This is a genomic window from Streptomyces sp. NPDC043870 (assembly GCF_056435785.1).
On the sequence record NZ_JBWKDT010000001.1, the window covers coordinates 477,397 to 498,648 of the forward strand.

Genomic DNA, 21,252 nt, shown 5'->3' on the forward strand with positions numbered 1-21,252 from the left:
GAAGGAACGTCGCGCGCAGGCTACCCCGTCAGCGACCGCGCAGGCGCCGCACCAGGATGCTCGCGTCGCCCCGGGACTCCAGGTCCGCGAGCACGACCGCCACCGCTTCGCGGACGATGCGCCCGCGGTCGACGGCGAGGCCGTGCTCGCCGCGGAGCACCAGACGTGCGTGCTCGAGGTCCATCAGTTCCTCGGCCGAGACATAGACCGTGATCTTCTCGTCGTGCCGCTCACGGCCGCTGGGCCGACGGTTGGCCGTACGGCTCCGCCGGCGCTGAGCCGGAGCCGCAGCAGCGGCGGGACGGCCCGTCGCGGCGGCATTGGCGGGAGACCCGGCCGGGTCGCCGTCCGCGGCCGTACGGCTCCGGGGCTCGGCGGCCTCCGCCTCCGCCGCCGAGTGCTCCTCCGACGCCGGGGACGCCGGCGCGGAAGCGGCCGGCTGCGCGTCCGCCGCCGGGTCGCTCTCGCCCGCCGGCGCCGGCACCCGCGCCTCGCCGTTCGCGCCGGCCGCGCCCCGCCTCGGGGACGACGACTGCAGCGCCGTGCCGCCGGTCGTACGGAACAGCTCGTCGGCCCCCGGCAGACTCACTCGGCGTGACACCGGGCGAGCACCTCCCTGGCGAGCTGGCGATAGGCGGCGGCACCGACGGAGTTGGACGCGTACGTCGTGATGGGCTCACCGGCGACCGTGGTCTCCGGGAAGCGCACAGTGCGCCCGATGACCGTGTGGTAGACGTGGTCGTCGAAGGCCTCGACCACGCGGGCCAGGACCTCACGGCTGTGCACCGTGCGCGAGTCGTACATCGTGGCGAGGATGCCGTCGAGCTCCAGGTCGGGGTTGAGCCGCTCCTGGACCTTCTCGATCGTCTCGGTCAGCAGCGCGACCCCGCGCAGCGCGAAGAACTCGCACTCCAGCGGCACGATCACCTTGTGGGCGGCCGTCAGGGCGTTCACGGTCAGCAGACCGAGCGACGGCTGACAGTCGATCACGATGTAGTCGTAGTCCTGCATCAGCGGCTTCAGCGCACGCTGCAGCGTGGACTCGCGCGCGACCTCGCTCACCAACTGCACTTCCGCCGCCGAGAGGTCGATGTTGCTCGGCAGCAGGTCCATGTTGGGCACGGCGGTCTTCAGCAGGACCTCGTCCGCGGACATGCCCCGCTCCATGAGCAGGTTGTAGACGGTGAGGTCGAGCTCCATCGGGTTCACGCCGAGGCCGACCGACAGGGCTCCCTGCGGGTCGAAGTCGACGAGCAGGACCCGGCGTCCGTACTCCGCGAGCGCGGCACCCAGGTTGATGGTCGACGTCGTCTTGCCGACGCCGCCCTTCTGGTTGCACATCGCGATGATCTTCGCGGGGCCGTGGTCGGTCAGCGGGCCCGGGATCGGGAAGTACGGCAGCGGCCGCCCGGTGGGGCCGATCCGCTCGCGGCGCTGGCGGGCCGCGTCGGGCGCGAGCGTGGCCGCGTACTCCGGGTCCGGCTCGTATTCGGCGTCTGGATCGTAGAAGTGCCCCTCGGGCACTTCGTCGTAGTCGGCGAAGTGGGTGGACTCTCGGCCACTCTCGTTGCCGGCCATGGCGTTCACGTGTTGGCCGTCCATCATCTTCATCGTGTGGGCTGTCGTCGTCATGTGCTGGTGGGTCGCGAAGGTTCGGACAGCGACGGAGCCGACAGCTTCGAGCCCGGACGCAGGACCCTGGTCCTGCGCAGGGATCCCTGCATGACCACCCCCGGGAGAAAATGTCGACTCATTCACAAGTCGTCTTACCTCCTTGGACGTGACCAGGAAAATTTATCGATAGGTCAGCGTGGCACCATGCCGACGGTTGGCGACTCTATGGCGTGTCACCGGTCCGCAGCAACACAATCCGCCGGACCCGGCCCGATGTGTCGGGAACCGAACACCCCGCTGTCAAGGGTGCACAGGCCACTTGGCAAGGTATGGCCGTCGGGTTTCACGGGTGCGCGAAACGGTTAAAGGGTTACGTTCGAGGCGAGTTGAGCGAGAGCCCGAAGTGTCCGGACACACATCCGGCCGGACCTTGCTCGACAAGGTCCGGCCGGTTGCGTGATGTTGACGACCCCTGTTGACAGGCCGGTCGCTCGTCGGTCGCGGTGTCAGCCGAGCAGCGTGCTCAGTTCGACCGACTCGAGGCCGTGCGCCTCGGCGACCTCCTTGTAAACGACGTGGCCGTCATGGGTGTTGAGGCCCTTGGCCAGCGCGGGGTCACGGCGCAGCGCCTCGACCCAGCCGTTGTTGGCCAGCGACACGATGTACGGCAGCGTGGCGTTGGTCAGCGCGTAGGTGGAGGTGTTGGGCACCGCGCCCGGCATGTTGGCGACGCAGTAGAAGACCGAGTTGTGGACCTGGAAGGTCGGCTCGGCGTGGGTGGTCGGGTGCGAGTCCTCGAAGCAGCCGCCCTGGTCGATGGCGATGTCGACAAGGACACTTCCGGGCTTCATCTTGGCGACGAGCTCGTTGGTGACCAGCTTCGGGGCCTTGGCGCCCGGGATGAGGACGGCACCGATGACGAGGTCGGCCTCGACGACGGCCTTCTCCAGCTCGTAGGCGTTGGAGACGACGGTCTTGACCTTGGTACCGAAGATCTTGTCGGCCTCGCGCAGCTTGTTGATGTCGCGGTCGAGCAGGGTCACGTGGAAGCCCAGGCCGACGGCGATCTGGGTGGCGTTCCAGCCGGAGACGCCACCGCCGATGACGACGGCCTCGCCGGCGTGGGTGCCCGGGACACCGCCCGGCAGCACGCCACGGCCGCCGACCGAGCGCATCAGGTGGTACGCGCCGACCTGCGGGGCCAGCCGGCCCGCGACCTCGGACATCGGGGCGAGCAGCGGCAGGGCGCGGTTCGGGAGCTCCACCGTCTCGTAGGCGATCGCGGTGGTGCCGGACTCGAGCAGGGCGTCCGTGCACTCGCGGGAGGCGGCGAGGTGCAGGTACGTGAAGAGGGTCTGGTCCTTGCGGAGGCGGTGGTACTCCTCGGCGATGGGCTCCTTGACCTTCAGCAGCAGGTCGGCAGTGGCCCAGACCTCGTCGGCGGTGGGCAGGATCTGCGCACCGGCGGAGACGAACTCCTCGTCCGTGATCGAGGAGCCGACACCGGCGTTGGCCTCGATGAAGACCTGGTGGCCGTTGCGCACGAGCTCGTGCACTCCGGCGGGGGTGATCGCCACCCGGAACTCGTTGTTCTTGACCTCGCGGGGGATGCCGACCTTCACGTCGATCACGGTCCTTGACTCAGGGGGATTTCTGGTGCACTTCCATAGTTACCCGGATACGCCGGGCGCAACGGGAGAGACCGGGGCGACACCCGGCAGAGCCAGTCTAATGAAGGACTTCTCGCTGTCTAGCCTTGCAAAGCAAAATTCTTTGACTGAAGCACTACGGATTTCGCAGGCCGGAAGTATCGGTTCCAAGCAGTTGCTCGGCCGCGGCACGGTGTAGCCGGGCGGCGGCAGGGTCACCGAGCCGCTCCAGCGTGTCGGCCAGTCTGAGCTGGAGCGCGGCCTGCAACCGCAGGTCCCCGGCCTGCCGCGCCCAGGCGACCGCCTCCTCGCAGGTGCGCAACGACTCCTGCGGCCGGCCGGCGTACTCCTGTACCCGGGCCGCCTCGCTCAACGCCCGTGCATGGCCGGGCAGATCGCCGAGGCGTCGATATCCGGCCGCGGCCGCCCGCCAGCTGCGCAGTGCCTCGCCGTAGCGGCCCGCATAGGTGTGTACGGCACCGAGCCGGCCGTACAGCCGTGCCTCGTCGGCGCGCTCCCCGCGGGCGAGCCGCTGGGAGAGGGCGCGTCCGTACCAGTCGGCGGCGCGCTGCCAGTCCTCCATCTCCTGGTACGCACCCCCTACGGATTCCATTGCGCGGCCGGTCGCGTACGGATCATTCGCCAGGCGTCCGGCGTCCAGCGCCGCCCGGTATCGCACCAAAGCGTCTTCTGTGCGGCCGGTCTGCACATCCAGGTCGGCGAGGTTCAGCAGCGCGGCCGCCCGCTCCCGGTGGAGCTCGCGGCGCTCGGCGACGTCGAGGACCAGCTGATGCAGCCCGTACAGCTCGGGCGCGGCGGCCTCGGTGCCGCGATGCGCGGCCAGGGCCCGGGCGAGCGCTGCGATCAGCCGGCGGGCCAGGGTGTCGAGCTCGCCGTCCGCCACCGCGGCCCGCGCCGCCGCCAGCAGGGCCGGCTGCCGGGCCCGCAGCCAGCCCTCGGCGGCGGCCGCGCTCTCGAAACGCAGGGCGCGCGGCAGCCCGGCGAGCTTCCGGCGGGCCGTGGAGCCGTCCGGTTCGGTGATGGCGCGGCAGGAATGCAGCAGCCGTACGGTCCGCTCCAGCATCCGCGCCCGGGCGAGCTGCACCTCGGCCGGCCGGTCCTCGTCGGCCATCAGCCCGTGCAGCAGCGGCGCGAGGCAGCCGGGCACCTGGTACTGATCACGTTCGGCGCCCGTCCGCAACAGCCCGAGGGCGGCGAAGTCCTCCAGCGTCGACTGGGCCGCCGAGACCGAGCAGCCGGCCAGCGCGGACGCGGTGTGCGCGTCGGCGAGCCCGGCGGGCGCGAGCGCGAGCAGCCGCAGTGCCCGGGCGGCGGGCGCCGGCAGGGATTCGTACACCAGCCGGAACGCACGCGACAGCGGCCTGGCACCGGCCGGCTCCTCGGGGTCGTCGGGCAGCGCCCGCAGCCGCTTGGCGGCGTCGGCGACCGAGGCCTTGGGGCGTGCCGCGAGCCAGCCACCGGCCAGCGCCATCGCGGCGGGCTGTCCGCCGCACTGCTCAACGAGCAGTTCGGCGGCCTGCGGGTCGACGGTGATCCGCACCGAGCCGGTGAACCGGCTCAGCAGCTCGATCGCGGACTTGGGGTCCATCCCGCCGATCGTGCACGGCCGTACGTCGGGAATTCCGGTGAGCGGTCCCTGAGCGACGGCGACGACGAGGCATTCGGGGTTGTCCGGCAGCAGCGGGTCGACCTGCTCGGCGTCGTTCGCGTCGTCGAGAAGCAGCAGACAGCGGCGCACGGCGAGCGCTTCGCGGACCATCTCGCTGAGCAGGTCCTCCGCCGCGCCGGGCGGTGCGCCGATCCCGAGGGCGTCGAGGAGCCGGCGTGCGGTGCGGTCGGTGGGCACGGGCTCGCCGCCCGGTTCGGTGAGGCTCGCCCGGAGCACCCCGTCCGGGTACGCGTCCGCGAGCCGGCGCGCCAGCTCCCGGGCGAGCGCGGTCCGCCCGGAGCCGGGCCGCCCGGCGACGAGCAGCACCCTGGCCCGCGGCGCTTTGCGCCCGGAGATCGTGTCAAGACCGGCCCGCTCGATGTCGGACCGCAGCGCCTTCAATTCCCGCTGCCGCCCGATGAATTGCCCACCCACACCGCTTACGGTGCCACGCCCGGCGGGGTCCGCGGCCACCGGCCCACTCGGTCCGGCCGGCATCGGGCGGTCCGGGGACGACGGTGCACCCGCCCCCTCGGGGCCGTTTCGGTCCACCGCCTGATCCGTCACGGGCCACGCTCCCCGTCCGCCACGAGCCGAGCCCACCGGGGGTCTCCCCGCGGGCGCTCCGAGCGTAATTCAGGCATCTCGCCGAACCGGGCAGACCGCGACGGCGCGTGGCGATCAGATCCCCCGATCGGATCAGCCGATCGTCGGACCGCCCGGACCCGGGCCAAAGCAGCCCCCCACAGCCCGCAGTCGGGAGACGCCCCACCACCCACCGGCAGGCAGCAGCCACACCAAGCCCGTCCGGCGCTTGAGGACGGACACACCGGCCGCGACCGCGGCACCGGGCACACCGCCACCGCACCCCGCCGGAGCCGCGCCGCACGCAATCCGCACCCCCGCCGGAGGCGCCCCGCACACCCCCGGAGGGCTACGCCTCGAACGGCCGCGCCGGCCACTCCGCCTCGGCGGGACGCAGCGCCTCCACACCGTCGCCGGCGAGCGCCGCGGTGAGCGAGAGCACGCCCACCACCAGGCAGTTGTTGTGCAGCTCCCCGTCGAGCACGCCCCGGACCAGGTCCTCCAGCGGCACCCGGGCCAGCTCCATGTCCGCCTCCTCCTCGGAGACGTGGAAGCGTTCGCCCTCCGCCTCGGACAGATCGCGGGCCAGGAAGATCCGTACGGCCTCGTCACAGCCGCCCGGCGTGGTGTAGACGTCGGCGAGAACCCGCCAGTCGACGGCCTTGACGTGGGCCTCTTCGTACAGCTCGCGCTGAGCCGCGGTCAGGGGGTTCTCACCCGGCACGTCGAGCAGGCCGGCCGGGATCTCCCACAGCTTCTGCCGCACGGGGTGCCGGTACTGGCGGAGCACGAGGACGCGGCCGGACTCGTCGAGGGCGAGCACCGCCACCGACCCGGGGTGGACCTGGTAGTCACGGCGCGCGACCGAGCCGTCGGGCATGACCACGTCGTCGGTCCTGACGCTTGTCTTGTTGCCCCGGAACGGGGTCGCCGTCGCAGTGACCCGCCATTCCTCGGGGGTGTCCTTGATGGCCATGAAGCGTCCTCCAGCGAACGAACAACAAACGAACCGTGCCGAACAGAAAGCCGGGGTACGGGGCCCGAAGGACCCGTACCCCGGCCAACCGTATCGCCTGACGCCTACGCGTCCGTCTTCCGCTTGACGGCCGCCTTGATCAGGCCCGCGAACAGCGGGTGCGGGCGGGTCGGGCGGGAGCGGAGCTCCGGGTGCGCCTGGGTGGCGACCAGGTACGGGTGCACCTCGCGCGGGTACTCGACGTACTCGACGAGCCTGTTGTCGGGGGACGTGCCCGAGAAGACGATGCCCGCCTTCTTCTCCAGCTCCGCGCGGTAGGCGTTGTTCACCTCGTAGCGGTGGCGGTGGCGCTCCTCGACGTACGGCTGGTCGTCGTAGACCTCACGGACGATCGAGCCCTCGGCGAGCTTCGCCGGGTACAGGCCGAGCCGCATCGTTCCGCCCAGGTCGCCCGCGCCCTCCACGTACGCCAGCTGCTCCTCCATCGTCGAGATGACGGGGTGCGCGGTGACGGCGTCGAACTCCGTCGAGTTCGCCTCGGGGATCTCGGCCAGGTTGCGCGCGGCCTCGATCACGATGCACTGCAGACCCAGGCAGAGGCCCAGCAGCGGGATCTTGTTCTCCCGGGCGAACTGGATCGCGCCGACCTTGCCGCTGACACCGCGGTCCCCGAAGCCGCCGGGGATGCAGATCGCGTCCACGTCGCCGAGCTGCTTCTTCGCGTCGGCCGGGGTCTTGCAGTCGTCCGACGTGACCCACTTGATCTTGACGCGGGCACGGTTGGCGAAACCGCCCGCGCGCAGCGCCTCGGTCACCGACAGATAGGCGTCGGGCAGGTCGATGTACTTGCCGACGAGCGCGACATTGACCTCGTGGTCGGGGTTGTGGACACGGTCAAGCAGGTCGTCCCACGTCGTCCAGTCGACGTCGCGGAACGGCAGGTCCAGCTTGCGCACGACGTAGGCGTCCAGGCCCTCGGTGTGCAGCACCTTCGGGATGTCGTAGATCGACTTGGCGTCGATCGCGGCGACCACCGCGGCCTCGTCGACGTCGCACATCAGCGAGATCTTGCGCTTGATCGCGGTCGGTACGTCACGGTCGGCACGCAGCACGATCGCGTCCGGCTGGATACCGATGTTGCGCAGCGCGGCGACCGAGTGCTGGGTCGGCTTGGTCTTCAGCTCGCCGGACGGGCCGATGTACGGCAGCAGCGAGATGTGCACGACGAAGACGTTGTCCCGGCCGACCTCGTGGCGGACCTGGCGCACGGTCTCCAGGAACGGCAACGACTCGATGTCGCCGACCGTGCCGCCGACCTCGGTGATGACGACATCGACGTCGTCGGTGGCCATGCGCCGGATGCGGTGCTTGATCTCGTTGGTGATGTGCGGGATGACCTGGACGGTGTCGCCCAGGTACTCGCCGCGCCGCTCCTTGGCGATGACCGTGGAGTACACCTGACCGGTGGTGACGTTCGCGGAGCCGTCCAGGTCCACGTCGAGGAAGCGCTCGTAGTGGCCGATGTCCAGGTCGGTCTCGGCGCCGTCGTTGGTGACGAACACCTCACCGTGCTGGAACGGGTTCATGGTGCCCGGGTCGACGTTCAGGTACGGGTCGAGCTTCTGCATCGTGACCCGCAGGCCCCGCGCCTTGAGCAGCGCACCCAGGCTCGAGGCGGTCAGGCCCTTGCCGAGCGAGGAGGCGACACCCCCGGTGACGAAGATGTGCTTGGTCGTCGTGGCTGTGCTGTTTCGAAAAGCAGCGGGCGGCATGGCCAAGAGGGGGCTCCCGTGGTCGCGAGGTCGTCGTGCGTACCGGCGGTCCCGCTGAGGAGATCCGGAGATTTCCGGGGGTGCCGTCGCTGCGGTTCGGGGGCCGCCATCGCAATGGGGGCGCACCACCGGTCCACGGGCTACCAGGGTATCAGCGCCGCAGGGAGACTGCTTCCGGCCACACAGGGCATCATGGCCATCACGGGCTTCTCCGAGCTCACCCGCCGCTCACCCGTTCGGCGGCGCCGCATTGCCGGGAGCGTCGCGCGGATCACCGGGGTGCGTCGTATCCTGCTCGGACACTTGATTCGGAATATCGCTGCCGACCCAGGCAGGCGACCGGCACAACCAACCCCCGCCCTCCACCAGAACTTCGCCTGGGCGGGACCCCCATACCGGAGCAAGAGCTCGTCAACGACCCATTGACCGTTTGACACCCTTGACCGCAGTAAGAGCCACGCAGGGCGGACGTGGCCGTTCGACTGGAGATCCACGTGGCCGGGCGCATCGAGGACTACGCACTCATCGGAGACATGCAGACCGCTGCCCTGGTCTGCCGGGACGGCACAGTCGACTGGCTGTGCCTGCCCCGCTTCGACTCGCATGCGATCTTCGCCGGGCTGCTCGGCACCGAAGAACACGGTTTCTGGCGGCTCGGACCCGCGTATCCGGGGGGCGCAGAGCCGCCCACGGCCGACCGCCGCCGGTACCGGGGGGACTCCCTGATCCTGGAATCGGAGTGGGACACGCCGCGCGGCACGGTCAGAGTGACCGATTTCATGCCGCCCCGTGACGGGGCACCGCAGCTGATCCGGATCGTGGAGGGCCTCAGCGGGCGGGTGCCGATGCGCTCCGCGCTGCGGATGCGTTTCTCGTACGGGCGGATCACGCCGTGGGTGCACAAGGTCGACAGCCGTACGGTCGCGGTCGCAGGCCCCGACTCGGTGTGGCTGGACACGCCGACGGAGACGTACGGCAAGGACCTGACCACGTACTCCGACTTCACCGTCTCCCCGGGCGACCGGATCGCCTTCACCATCAGCTGGCAGCCGTCGCACCACCAGCCGCCGGCGCTGCCCGACCCCGAGGGGTCGCTGGAGGCCACCGCCGACTTCTGGCGCGAGTGGGTCGAGCACTGTACGTACCACGGCCCCTACCGGGAGTCGGTGGTCCGCTCGCTGATCACGCTGAAGGCCCTCACGTACGCCCCGACCGGCGGGATCGTCGCCGCGCCCACGACCTCGCTGCCGGAGGAGATCGGCGGCGTACGGAACTGGGACTACCGCTACACCTGGCTGCGGGACGCGGCGATCACCCTCTCCTCGCTGCTGCGCACCGGCTACCGGGAAGAGGCCCGGGCCTGGCGCGAGTGGCTGCTGCGCGCCGTCGCGGGCGACCCGGAGAACCTGCAGATCATGTACGGCATCGCCGGCGAGCGTGAGCTCGGCGAGGCGGAGCTGGACTGGCTGCCCGGGTACGAGAACTCCGCCCCGGTCCGGGTCGGCAACGGCGCCGCCAACCAGCTCCAGCTCGATGTGTACGGCGAGGTCACCGAGGCCCTGCACCTCGCGCACATGACCGGTCTGTCGCGCAACGACTACGCCTCCGTCCTCCAGCTCAAGCTGATCCGCTATCTGGAGGACCACTGGGACCAGCCCGACGAGGGCATCTGGGAGGTCCGCGGGCCGCGCCGCCACTTCGTGCACTCGAAGGTCATGGCGTGGGTCGCCGTCGACCGCACGATCAAGCTGATCGAGTCGGGCGACGCGGACGGGCCGCTGGAGCGCTGGCGCGAGCTGCGCGACGACATCCACCGCGATGTCTGCGAGAAGGGCTACGACAAGGAGCGCAACACCTTCACCCAGTCGTACGGCTCGAAGGAGCTCGACGCCTCGCTGCTGCTGATCCCGCAGATGGGCTTTCTGCCGCCGGACGACAAGCGCGTCATCGGCACGATCGAGGCGATCCAGCGGGAGCTGTCCACCCCGGACGGTTTCGTCCTGCGCTACCCGACGGCCGGCGACGAGGCCGGGGTCGACGGTCTCGAGGGCGACGAGGGGGCCTTCCTCGCGTGCTCGTTCTGGCTCGCGGACGATCTGGCGATGATCGGGCGGGTGGACGAGGCCCGGCGGCTCTTCGAGAAGCTGCTTTCGCTGCGGAACGACCTGGGCCTGCTCGCCGAGGAGTGGGACCCGCGGCTGCAGCGCCAGGTGGGCAACTTCCCGCAGGCGTTCAGCCATGTTCCGCTGATCGACACGGCACTCCGGCTCACCGCCTCCGGCGCGTACGGCGGGTGAGGCAGGCCGCTGAACCTGCGTGCATATGCGCGGCAGGACCGCTCGTACCTACGATGAAACGGTCCTGTTCGCGTCCCGGAAGGGGGCCGTCATGGCGCCCCAGCCCGTCGCAGAAGCGGCCCTGAAAGGACTGCGCGAAACCCTCACCGGCGATGTGATCACCCCGGGCGATGCGGGATACGACGAGGCCCGCAAGCTCTTCAACGCGATGATCGACCGGCGGCCCGCGGTGATCGCCCAGTGCGAGACGGCGGCGGACGTGGCCGCGGCGGTGCGCTTCGGCCGTGAGAACGAGCTGGAGCTGGCCGTCCGCGGCGGCGGCCACAGCGTCGCCGGTCTCGCGACCACCGATGGCGGTCTCGTCGTCGATCTGCGCAGGATGCACGCGGTCACGGTCGACCCGGACGCCCGTACGGCACGTGTCGGCGGCGGAGCCACCATGAGCCATCTGGACCGGGCCACCCAGCCGTTCGCCCTGGCGGTCACCGGCGGCCGGGCCTCCACCACTGGGGTGGGCGGCTTCACGCTGGGCGGCGGCTCGGGGTGGCTGGAGCGGAAGTTCGGCCTGGCCTGCGACAACCTCGTCGCCGTCGATCTGGTGACGGCCGACGGGACCGAGCTGCACGTCGACGAGGACGAGAACCCCGAGCTGTTCTGGGCGCTCCACGGCGGCGGCGGCAACTTCGGTGTGGCCACGTCGATGACGCTGAGGCTGCACCCGCTGCCGGAGATGTCCGTCGCCTTCCTCTTCTTCCCGGCGGCCAAGGGGGCCAAGGTGCTTCCCGTCTACCGGGACGTGCTGGAGTCCGCGCCGGACGAGGTCGGCGGAGGATTCATCTATCTCACCGGCCCGCCCGAGGACTTCATGCCCGAGCACCTGGTGAACAAGCCGGTGTGCCTGGTGCTGATCACCTACGCGGGCCCGGAGTCCGAACTGCGCCAGGGGGCCGGGCCGCTGCTCCGCCTCGGACACGAGGCGGAAGTCATCACAGAGCTCCCGTACGCGGAACTTCAGTGCATGATCGACGATCCGCCGGGCCTGCGGAACTACTGGTCGGCGGAGTATCTCCAGGCCTTGCCGCAGGAGGCCGTGGACCTTTTCTGCGCCCGTGCCGACAGCATGATCGTGCCGTCGAATTCGCAGCACATCCTCTTCCCGATGGGCGGTGCGCTGGCCCGCGGCGACTCCGCCTATCCCGTGCCCTGGCGGAGCGCCGAGTGGGTCTCCCACCCCTTCGGGATCTGGGACAGCCCCGCCGACGACACGCGGGGCAGACAGTGGGTCCATGACGCGCGGAGGGATGTCGCGCCCTGGTCCATCGGCCAGGTGTACCTCAACTTCATCGGTGACGAGGGCGAGGCACGGGTGGTGGCCGGCTACGGCGCCGACAACTACCGGCGTCTCGCCGCCGTCAAGGCCCGGTACGACCCGGACAACGTGTTCAGCCGGAACCACAACATCAAGCCGGGCTGACAGTTGTCCTTCGAACTTTTGCCCAGGTAGCGTCCCGGCCATGGAAACACAGGGCGGAATCACCGTGCAGCGGGCGCTCGAGCTGCCCGGGCTCCGCGGCGGGCTCCCGGAGGTCGTGGCGGGCGCCGACCGGCTGAACCGCACGGTCCGCTGGGTGCACGCGGGCGAGGTGCCGAACATCGCGTCGCTGCTCAAGGGCGGTGAGCTGCTGCTCACCACCGGTCTCGGCCTGGGCACCCGGCCCGCCGAACAGCGCGCCTTCGTACGGCGGCTCGCCGAGCGCGGGATCGCGGCGCTGGTGGTGGAGCTGGGCCCCCGCTTCACCCGGCTGCCCGCGACCATCGTCGAGGCGGCGAGGTCCGCGGGGCTGCCCCTGATCCAGCTGCACCGCGAGGTGCCGTTCGTCTCGGTGACGGAGGAGGTCCACACCGAGATCGTCAATGGGCACTACGCACTGCTGCAGCAGGCCGAGGAGGTGCACCGGCGGTGTACGGAGGCGCTGCTCGAGGGCGGCGGAATCCCCCAAGTGCTCCGGATCCTCGCGGACTTCACGGCCAATCCGGTCTTCCTGGAGACCCCGGACGGACAGCTGCTGTACGCGGCCGACAGCGAGTCCGGGCCTGCCGCCGCCGATCCGCTGCAGGTCTGGGACGGGCTGCGCGGCCGGCGCGCGGCCCGGGAGGCCGGTCCGCCGGCGGGGACGGTGCTCGTGGATGTGCCGGGCGGGGGCCACGGCGCCGGCGCGGTACGGGCCCGCCTCGTCCTGCTCGCCGTTTCGTCCCCCTTGCTTCCGGTGCACCGGATGGCCGCGGAACGGACGGCGGGGGTGCTCGCGGTGGTCCTCATGCAGGCGCGCCAGGAGGAGGAGCTGGCGGCGCGCGGCCGGGGAGACTTCCTCACGGATCTCGCCGAGGGGCGGATCTCGGCGGAGGACGCGCCGGCCCAGGCGAAGGTCCTGGGCTTCAAACCGGGCGACGGTCCGCTGCTGCCCGTGGTGATGCGGCTGGCCCCGGAGCTGTCCCCGTCGGGCAACTGGTCGCTGCTGGCCCGCGCGGTGCTCGAAGAGCTGTCGTCCGTCGGCGTACCCGTCCTGCTGGGTGTACGCCCCGTGGAGGGCCGTGTCCCGCTGCTGCTCGGGCTGCGTTCGGAGTCAGAACGTACGGCGGTGGCGGACCGGGTCGCCGCGGCACTGCACGCGGGGCTGCAGCGCGCGGGCCTCGAACGCGCCGGGGCGCACCCTCCGGTGGTCGTCGTCGGCGTGGCGGGCGGCTGGGCGGCGGCGTCGGCGGGCCTGCGGCACGCGGCCGAGACCGCGACGGCGGCGCAGGGCCTCTCCGACCGCCCCTGGTACGACGCACGCCGCCTCGACACCGACCTCCTTCTGTGGCGGCTGCGGGACCACCCCGACCTGGCGGCCTTCGTGGACCGCGCGATCGGCCCCCTCCGGGACCACGACCGCACGTCCCGCCCGCCCCTGCTGCCCACCCTGGAGACGTATCTGGCCCATGCGGGCCGCAAGGCGGAGACGGCACGCGAACTCCACCTCAACCGCCAGACGCTGTACAACCGCCTGGCCCGTATCTCGGAGCTGCTGGGCACGGACCTGGACGACCCCCAGACGGTCCTGGCTCTCTCGTTGGCCCTCAGGGCGCGCCGCCACGCTCCTTGACGGGGTGCGCTTGGACTGGGTGTGCTGTGACGCGGGCGCGCCTTGATCGGGGCGTCTTGACGCGGGCGCTCCTCGATTGAGGCGCCTTGACGCGGGTGCGCCTCGATTGAGGTGTCTTGACGCGGGCGCCCTCGATTGGGCGTGCTGTGACGCGGGCGCCTCGATCAGGGCACGGTCCCCAGGGACTTCAGCCCCCGCCCGGCATGCCGCCGTCAGGCCCGGCCGAGGCGGGGAGGCTGGGTGAGTTCGTCGTAGACGCTCAGGACCTGGGCGATGGTTTCGTCCTCCGTCGGCCAGGTCGCGGCCTGCGCGCGGCCCGCGGCCGCGAGCCGCCGGCGGCCGTCCGGGTCCGCCAGCAGGCCGGTGACGGCGCTGGAGAGGGCCACGGGGTCGCCGTAGGGAACGAGCTCCGCGGCGTCGCCGACGAGTTCGGGGATGCCGCCGACCCGGGTCGCGATCAGCGGCACCCCCAGCCGAAGCGCCTCCTGGGCGAGGAGCGAACGGGCCTCCCACCGGCTGGGAAGCAGGGTCAGATCCGCCGCGGCGAGGAGTTCGGTGATGTCGTCCCGGCGGCCGATGAGCCGCACCGGCAGCCCCTCCGCCTCGATGCGCCGCTGCAGCGACACCCGCTCACGGCCCTCTCCCGCGATCACGACCAGCGGTACGGGGTCGAGTTCGAGCCAGTCGCGGGACGCGTCCAGCAGGGTTCCGTACCCACGGCCGGGTTCGAGCCGGCCCACCGCCATCAGCAGCGGCCGGTCGACGGCGCCCAGTTCGGCCCGCGCCTTGTTCTCGTAGGCGCCCGCGGGGCGGCGCGGCGCCGGCACCGACACCGGTGAGAGCCTGGCGTCCCGCGCGCCCCTGCTGCGGGCCCGGTCGACCAGGTCGGACGAGGTACCGAGCACCACCGCCGCAGCCCGCACCGCCCTTCGCTCCAGCAGCCGCAGCAGCTGGCCGCGCGCCCCGTCGGCGTGCGTCCGGGTGTGCCAGGTGATGACGAGCGGCACGCGCTGCCCGCTGAGAGCCAGCGCGGTGCGTACGGCGGCGTTGAGCCCGTGCGCGTGGACGACATCCGCTCCGGCGCACGCCGCGCGCAGTGCCCCGACCGCCGCCGGGTCGCTGCGTCGCGGGACGGGCACGAAGTGCGCCCCGGCGCCGAGGAAGTCGTAGTCGTGCTCCACGGGAGCGGGGGCGCACACGGTCACCCGCACGCCCCGCGCCACCAGCCCCGCGGCCAGTGACCTGACGTGAGCGCTGCTGCCCGCGCTGCCGCCGCCCAGCACCTGGACCGTACGCAGCTGTGTCACGCGCCAAGGATGCCAGTCCGTACGAACGTTCCGGCACCGCCGAAGCGACGTTCCCGTGTCCGGCGCCTCAACTCCCCCGCCGGGATCACTCACATGGGTGAGCGTACGAGTTCAGCGATCCGGTCGCCGTACGCCGCCGCCGCGACCAGCCCGGCGGCGTGGAACGCCAGCCCCGCGCGGCCGTTGCCCGCGGCGATCGCGGCCCCGAGGGCCGCGCCGAGCGCGTGCGCCCCGGTGTCGCCGAGCATGGTGCTCTCGCCCAGATCGTCGGCGGCGACGGTGGCCGCGGCGGCCATGGGCGCGGCGGCGAGCGGGCCCCGCAGCAGCCCGGGCGCACCGAGCCCGAGCACGGTGAGCGCGGCGCGGCCGGGCCGTACGTCGACGAGGTTCACGAAGTGCGCGGTACCGGCGATCACGACCCCCGCGAGCACCTTGTCGACGGGCCGCTCCTTCATCGCCGCCCCCGCGAGGAGCCCGGCGGCCCCGATCCCGAAGAGCTTCACGGCTCCGCTGGTGACCTCGCCCTGCCGCAGGGCCCCGAGGTGGGCCCTGAACCCCCGCCGGTCGTCCCCGGCGACGTCGTCGTACGCCCCGCAGGCCCCGGCCGCCAGCACGGCGACAGCGGCGGCGGGCACGCCGGCGGCCACCGCGCCGGCCGCCGCACCCACGGCCACGGCGGGCCCGGCGCACAGGTCAACGGTGCGCCCGGCGTAGTTCGTACGCTCCCAGCGCGCATGCCCGCGCGTCCGTGCTCTGAGCGCGCGGTACGCGACACGCGTCACGCCTGCGGCGGTGCCGAATGCGATGACCCTGCTGAACGTTCCCATGATCGTCACCCTAGACCGGGGTGCGCAGGGCGCCGGTGGGTGGGGTCGGGGGCCCTCCGGGTTGCCTCCGCGGGGCTTGGCGGGAAGCCGATGCCGTTCAGTGGCCCGGCACTCTCCGCCACTCCCCTGCGGGGGGACCCTGCCCGCCGTCTAGACCTCGCTGCGCGCAGCCGCCAGCAACTCCTCCGCGTGCGCCCGCGCCGTCTCCGAGTCCTCCTGCCCCGCCAGCATCCGCGACAGCTCCCGCACCCGGTCCTCGCCCGTCAGCACGGTCACCCCGGACCGGGTCACCGACCCGTCGTTGGTCTTCTCGACGAGCAGCTGCCGGTCCGCGAAAGCAGCGACCTGCGGCAGGTGGGTGACCACGACGACCTGCGCCGTCTTCGCCAGCTTCGCGAGCCGGCGCCCGATCTCCACCGCCGCCTTGCCGCCGACGCCCGCGTCCACCTCGTCGAAGAGGTACGTCGGCACCGGATCGGTCCCGGCGAAGACGACCTCCACCGCGAGCATCACGCGCGACAGCTCACCGCCGGACGCGCCCTTGGCGATCGGCCGGGGCTGGGCGCCCGGGTGCGGCGCGAGCAGCAGCTCGACCTCGTCCACGCCGGACGGCGTGTACGCGACGAGCCGGCCGCCGACCTCGATGCCGTCCGGGTCCTCGGACTGCCGGATGGCGAAGGACACGCGGGCGTGCGGCATCGCGAGCGACGCCAGCTCCGCGGTCACCGCCTCGGCGAACCGCGCCGCCGCCTCCGTACGGGCATCGGTCAGCGCCTGTGCCAGCCCGGAGAGTTCGGCGCGCAGCGCGTCGCGTTCGACGGTCAGCTCGCCGATGCGGTCGTCGTCGCCCTCCAGCTCGGTGAGGCGGCCGGCGCTCTCCTCGGCCCAGGCCAGTACGGCGTTGATGTCCTCGCCGTACTTACGGGTGAGCCCGGTGAGCGCGGCCCGCCGTTCCTCGACCGCGGCGAGCCGCAGCGGATCGGCGTCGAGGTTGTCCGCGTACCCGGCGAGTTCTCCGGCGACATCCGCGAGCAGGATGGAGATCTCGCCCATCCGGTCGGCGAGCGCGGCGAGCGCGGGGTCGTGGGACCGTACGGCGTCCAGGGCCCGCCCGGCGCCCGCGACCAGCGTGGTGGCGTCGACGCCCTCGGGGTCCTCCGGGTTTCCGGCGAGCGCGGCGTGTGCGACGGACGCCGCGGACGCGAGGGCCTCGGCGTGGCCGAGCCGCTCGGCCTCGGCGGCCAGTTCGACGTCCTCACCGGCGCGCGGCTCGACGCCCGCGACCTCGTTCAGCCCGAAGCGCAGCAGATCCGCTTCCTGGGCGCGCTCGCGGGCGCGTGTGGTCAGCTCGGCCAGCTCGGCGGTCACCGACCTCAGCCGCCGGTAGGCCGCCGCGTACTTCTCGTGCGGCCCGGTGACCGTGTCACCCGCGTACCGGTCGAGGGCCTGCCGCTGCCGTGCGGGCTTGAGCAGCCCTTGCTGGTCGGTCTGGCCGTGTACGGCGACGAGTTCGTCGGCAAGTTCGGTGAGCATGCCGACGGGCACGGAACGCCCGCCGAGGTGGGCGCGCGAGCGCCCCTCCGCGGAGATCGTCCGGCTGATCAGCAGCGCACCGTCGTCGAGTTCGGCCCCGGCCTCCTCGGCCCGTACGGCCGCGGAACCACCGGCGGGCACGGTGACCCGCCCCTCGACGACCGCCGACTTGGCGCCGAGCCGCACCAGGGCGGGGTCGGCGCGCCCGCCGAGCAGCAGGCCGAGGCTGGTGACGACCATGGTCTTGCCCGCACCGGTCTCACCCGTCACCGCGGTGAATCCGGGCGACAGCTCGACGACGGCATCGTCGATGACCCCGAGCGACCGTATCCGCATCTCCTCCAACACGGGGAAGACCTTACGAGGTCCGGGCCCGGCTGTGCGACGGCCCCCGCCCCGCGCGCACGGAGCCGCAGGTCGGGGACGCCTGCCGTCACCCCCCGGGGTGGCCCTCCCCCGCGCTACCGGGCACGTGTCAAACCCGTCCGGCACTTGGTGACGGACGCCCCCGGGCCACCCCGCGGTACCGGCCACCCCGGGTACCGGCCGCTCCGCGACCCGCCCGCAGGACTCAGTGCGGCGCGCCGCGCCAGCCCGAGACGGGGAGCGCGAACTTCGCCACGAGACGGTCGGTGAACGACGCGTGGTGCAGCCGCGCCAGCCGCACCGGCACCGCACCCCGCCGGACCTCCACGCGGGCCGCCGGGGGCAGCTCGACCGCGCGGCGGCCGTCGCACCACAGCACACCGTGCGGCGTGTTCGGCTGCACCTCCACCGCGAGGACGGACGTCGGCGAGGTGACCAGCGGCTTGGCGAACAGGGCGTGTGCACTGATCGGCACCATCAGCAGGGCCTCGACCTCCGGCCACACCACAGGACCGCCCGCCGAGAAGGCGTAGGCCGTCGAGCCGGTCGGGGTGGCGCAGACGATGCCGTCGCAGCCGAAGCCGGTCACCGGCCGCCCGTCGATCTCCAGGACGACCTCCAGCATCCGCTCGGGCGAGACCTTCTGCACGGCGGCTTCGTTGAGCGCCCAGTCCCGGTGCACTATGTCGCCGTTGCTGCGTACGGCGACATCGAGGGTCATCCGCTCCTCGACCTCGTACGCACGGGTCACGACCCGGTCGACGACCTTGTCCAGGTCGTCGCGCTCGGCCTCCGCGAGGAAGCCGACCCGCCCCAGATTGACACCGAGCATCGGCACACCGGACGCGCGGGCGAACTCCGCACCGCGCAGCAGCGTCCCGTCGCCGCCCAGCACGATCAGCAGCTCACAGCCGTCCAGCACCTCGGGCGTGGCCTCCGGGACCGTCTCCACCGTCGACGGCAGCGGGAGATCCGCCGCCTCGAAGGCGAGCACCCGCACCCCGAGACCGGCGCGCAGCAGGCCCTGGACGACGAGTTCGGCGCTCCGGATGGCCGCGGGCCGGCCGGTGTGCGCCAGCAGGAAAACCGTGCGGGTACGTGTCTTCGTATCCGTGCTCGTATCGCTCAACGCGGCCCCTCCGCCACTGCACGATCGACATCCGCCGGGTCGAGGTCCGGTGCCCCGGCCCGGAGCCACAGAAAGTACTCGACATTGCCGGAGGGCCCGGGCAGCGGGCTGGCGGTCACTCCGAGCACACCCAGGCCCAGCTCGCCGGCCTGCCGCGCCACGGTCCGTACGGCCTCGGCGCGCAGCTCCGGGCTGCGCACCACTCCGCCGCTGCCGAGCCGCTCCTTGCCGACCTCGAACTGTGGTTTGACCATGAGGACGAGATCGGCGCCGGGCGCCGTGCAGCGCACCAGCGCGGGCAGCACGAGGCCGAGCGGAATGAAGGACAGATCACCGACGATCAGGTCCACCGCCTCCCCGTCGATCGTCTCCAGGGTCAACTCACGCACATTGGTACGGTCCTTGACCGTCACACGTTCATCGCTCTGCAGGGACCAGGCGAGCTGGCCGTAGCCCACGTCGACGGCGACGACATGCGCGGCCCCGGCCCGGAGCAGGACGTCGGTGAACCCGCCGGTGGACGCGCCCGCGTCCAGCGCCCGCCGCCCCTCGACCTTCAGCCCCTGCGGTACGAAGGCCTCGAACGCGCCGGCGAGCTTGTGGCCGCCGCGCGAGACGTACTCGGGATCGCTGTCGTCCTGGGCGACGACGATGGCGGCACTGGTCTCGACCTGGGTGGCGGACTTCGTGGCGGTGTTTCCGCCCACGGTCACCCGCCCTGCCGCGATCAACTGGCTCGCGTGCTCGCGCGAGCGGGCGAGCTTGCGGCGTACCAGCTCGGCGTCGAGACGGCGGCGTGCCACTCCTGCCACGTTCGGTTCAGCTCCTGTGGTCGTACGAGTCTTCCGGGCGGGCGTCCAGCGCGGTCAGCGCGTCACGCAGCCCTCTGTGTACATCCTCGTACACCTCCAGGTGGCCGTCGGCCGGGAGGTGATCGGCATCAGCCAGTCGCTCCAGGTGCGCGTCCACCCCTGCGTGGCCGGTGGGGACGCGCGCGACGCCGAGGGGGGCGGGCGCGGCGGGGTCGTGCGCCCCGGCGGCGGCCTCCCCGGACGTTTCCGGCGTTTCCGGTTCCGGGCCCGGCATCGAGTCGCTCATGCCCAGACGCTACCGCGAAGCCCTGGGGTACCGTCGATCACGATGGCGACCACGGAGGAGTGCCGCAGCGCACTCGACAGACTTTCGGACAACCTGGCAAAGGCGGACGGTGACGTGCGCAGCGCGACCGCGCTCGACCGTTCCCTGAGCTGCCACATCAAGGACCTGGACATCACCTTCACCGGGCGCCTCTCGGCGGGCCGGATCGAGGTGGTGGACACACTGGACGGCCCACCGGCGCACAAGGCGGAGATCCGGCTCGCGATGACCGGTGACGACCTGGTGGCGATGGTCGACGGGGAGCTGAACTTCGCGAAGGCCTGGGCCTCGGGCCGGGTCAGGCTCGAGGCCGGCTTCCGCGATCTGCTGCGCCTCAGGGCGCTGCTGTAGTCACCGCATCGGCAGCGGCGCCGGACGGCTCCCCGGAAGCCTCCTGGGGCGTCCTGGGGGCCGCCCTACGGCGCCGGGCCAGCGGCACCACCAGCGGCGTACCCGTCTCCGGGTCGTCGATCACCTGCGAGCGCACGCCGAAGACCTGTTCGACCAGCTCGGCGGTGACGACATCGCCGGGCGCTCCCTCCGCCTCGATCTTCCCGTCCCGCATCGCGATGAGGTGGGTCGCGTACCGGGCGGCCTGGTTGAGGTCGTGGAGCACGGCGACGAGGGTGCGGCCCTGCGTCTCGTGCAGCTCGCCGCAGAGGTCGAGGATCTCCAGCTGGTGCTGGATGTCGAGGAACGTGGTGGGCTCGTCGAGCAGCAGCAGCGGGGTCTGCTGGGCGAGTGCCATCGCGATCCAGACCCGCTGGCGCTGGCCGCCGGAGAGCTCGTCGACGTAGCGGTCGGCGAGTTCGGCGACCCCGGTCGCGGCCATCGACTCCTGGACGATCCGTTCGTCCTCCCGGGACCACTGGCGCAGCAGGCCCTGGTGCGGGTAGCGGCCTCGGGCGACGAGGTCGCCGACGGTGATGCCGTCGGGGGCGATCGACGACTGGGGAAGCAGCCCCAGCGTCCTTGCGACCTTCTTCGCGGGCATCGAGTGGATCGTCTGCCCGTCGAGCAGCACGCGGCCCTGGCTGGGCTTGAGCATCCGCGAGAGCGCGCGCAGCAGCGTGGACTTGCCGCAGGCGTTCGGGCCGACGATCACCGTGAACGAGTTGTCGGGTATCTCGACCGAGAGGTCCTCGGCGATGACCCGCTGGTCGTAGGCGAGGGTGACCGATTCCGCGGTGAGGCGCTGCATGGACGTACTCCTGGGGTTCTTCACGGTCGTCGGGTGCGGGTCTGCGG

16 protein-coding genes and 1 pseudogene are annotated in these 21,252 nt (G+C 72.0%); 4 read left to right on the forward strand and 13 right to left on the reverse strand.

Annotated elements, in window-relative coordinates; all coding sequences use genetic code 11:
* Window positions 1-28: 28 nt before the first annotated feature.
* The 6 genes and pseudogenes from AC0699_RS02210 to AC0699_RS02235 form a co-directional block, all read right to left on the reverse strand.
* Complete coding sequence (locus tag AC0699_RS02210) at window positions 29-589, reverse strand: hypothetical protein (protein WP_478654639.1); 561 nt, start codon at window positions 587-589, stop codon at window positions 29-31.
* A complete protein-coding gene (locus AC0699_RS02215; protein WP_469772008.1) occupies window positions 586-1,716 on the reverse strand; it encodes a ParA family protein in 1,131 nt (376 codons plus the stop codon). The genes AC0699_RS02210 and AC0699_RS02215 overlap by 4 nt, the downstream gene beginning before the upstream one ends.
* A gap of 404 nt (window positions 1,717-2,120) precedes the next feature.
* Complete coding sequence (gene ald / locus AC0699_RS02220) at window positions 2,121-3,236, reverse strand: alanine dehydrogenase (RefSeq protein WP_469772009.1); 1,116 nt, start codon at window positions 3,234-3,236, stop codon at window positions 2,121-2,123.
* 147 nt (window positions 3,237-3,383) lie between these two features.
* Window positions 3,384-5,499: pseudogene (locus tag AC0699_RS02225) on the reverse strand (tetratricopeptide repeat protein); the annotation flags it as partial.
* A 367-nt stretch (window positions 5,500-5,866) separates the two neighbouring features.
* The gene (locus AC0699_RS02230; protein WP_469771989.1) at window positions 5,867-6,493 is read right to left on the reverse strand and encodes an NUDIX domain-containing protein; all 627 of its coding nucleotides are present in this window, start codon (window positions 6,491-6,493) and stop codon (window positions 5,867-5,869) included.
* A 104-nt stretch (window positions 6,494-6,597) separates the two neighbouring features.
* Complete coding sequence (locus AC0699_RS02235) at window positions 6,598-8,265, reverse strand: CTP synthase (RefSeq protein WP_478654643.1); 1,668 nt, start codon at window positions 8,263-8,265, stop codon at window positions 6,598-6,600.
* 494 nt (window positions 8,266-8,759) lie between these two features.
* Here AC0699_RS02235 and AC0699_RS02240 point away from each other — a divergent pair, with 494 nt between their 5' ends.
* The 3 genes from AC0699_RS02240 (at window position 8,760) to AC0699_RS02250 (ending at window position 13,705) form a co-directional block, all read left to right on the forward strand.
* Window positions 8,760-10,562, forward strand: coding sequence for a glycoside hydrolase family 15 protein (locus AC0699_RS02240; protein ID WP_478654645.1), 1,803 nt, complete (start codon window positions 8,760-8,762; stop codon window positions 10,560-10,562).
* Window positions 10,563-10,653: 91 nt separating this feature from the next.
* Window positions 10,654-12,036, forward strand: coding sequence for an FAD-binding oxidoreductase (locus AC0699_RS02245; RefSeq protein ID WP_478654538.1), 1,383 nt, complete (start codon window positions 10,654-10,656; stop codon window positions 12,034-12,036).
* 40 nt (window positions 12,037-12,076) lie between these two features.
* Window positions 12,077-13,705 (forward strand): PucR family transcriptional regulator, encoded by a 1,629-nt coding sequence (locus tag AC0699_RS02250; RefSeq protein WP_478654540.1) that lies wholly within the window; start codon window positions 12,077-12,079, stop codon window positions 13,703-13,705.
* A gap of 212 nt (window positions 13,706-13,917) precedes the next feature.
* On the opposite strand, the gene AC0699_RS02255 is transcribed toward AC0699_RS02250, so the two are convergent.
* From AC0699_RS02255 to AC0699_RS02280, 6 genes are all read right to left on the reverse strand, one after another.
* Window positions 13,918-15,012, reverse strand: coding sequence for a glycosyltransferase family 4 protein (locus tag AC0699_RS02255; RefSeq protein ID WP_478654543.1), 1,095 nt, complete (start codon window positions 15,010-15,012; stop codon window positions 13,918-13,920).
* An 89-nt stretch (window positions 15,013-15,101) separates the two neighbouring features.
* The gene (locus tag AC0699_RS02260; RefSeq protein ID WP_478654546.1) at window positions 15,102-15,839 is read right to left on the reverse strand and encodes a hypothetical protein; all 738 of its coding nucleotides are present in this window, start codon (window positions 15,837-15,839) and stop codon (window positions 15,102-15,104) included.
* 150 nt (window positions 15,840-15,989) lie between these two features.
* On the reverse strand, window positions 15,990-17,708 hold the full coding sequence (gene recN / locus AC0699_RS02265; protein ID WP_478654648.1) for a DNA repair protein RecN: 1,719 nt from the start codon (window positions 17,706-17,708) through the stop codon (window positions 15,990-15,992).
* Between the two features lie 235 nt (window positions 17,709-17,943).
* Window positions 17,944-18,867: an NAD kinase gene (locus AC0699_RS02270; RefSeq protein ID WP_478654548.1), complete on the reverse strand. Its 924-nt coding sequence runs from the start codon at window positions 18,865-18,867 to the stop codon at window positions 17,944-17,946.
* On the reverse strand, window positions 18,864-19,679 hold the full coding sequence (locus tag AC0699_RS02275; protein ID WP_469771995.1) for a TlyA family RNA methyltransferase: 816 nt from the start codon (window positions 19,677-19,679) through the stop codon (window positions 18,864-18,866). The genes AC0699_RS02270 and AC0699_RS02275 overlap by 4 nt, the downstream gene beginning before the upstream one ends.
* Window positions 19,680-19,686: 7 nt before the next feature.
* Window positions 19,687-19,965: a hypothetical protein gene (locus tag AC0699_RS02280; RefSeq protein ID WP_478654552.1), complete on the reverse strand. Its 279-nt coding sequence runs from the start codon at window positions 19,963-19,965 to the stop codon at window positions 19,687-19,689.
* 42 nt (window positions 19,966-20,007) lie between these two features.
* Here AC0699_RS02280 and AC0699_RS02285 point away from each other — a divergent pair, with 42 nt between their 5' ends.
* Window positions 20,008-20,355 (forward strand): SCP2 sterol-binding domain-containing protein, encoded by a 348-nt coding sequence (locus AC0699_RS02285; protein WP_478654554.1) that lies wholly within the window; start codon window positions 20,008-20,010, stop codon window positions 20,353-20,355.
* Here AC0699_RS02285 and AC0699_RS02290 read toward each other — a convergent pair.
* Window positions 20,339-21,205: an ABC transporter ATP-binding protein gene (locus AC0699_RS02290; RefSeq protein WP_478654556.1), complete on the reverse strand. Its 867-nt coding sequence runs from the start codon at window positions 21,203-21,205 to the stop codon at window positions 20,339-20,341. The two genes, AC0699_RS02285 and AC0699_RS02290, sit on opposite strands and share 17 nt — an antisense overlap.
* Window positions 21,206-21,252 lie beyond the last annotated feature (47 nt).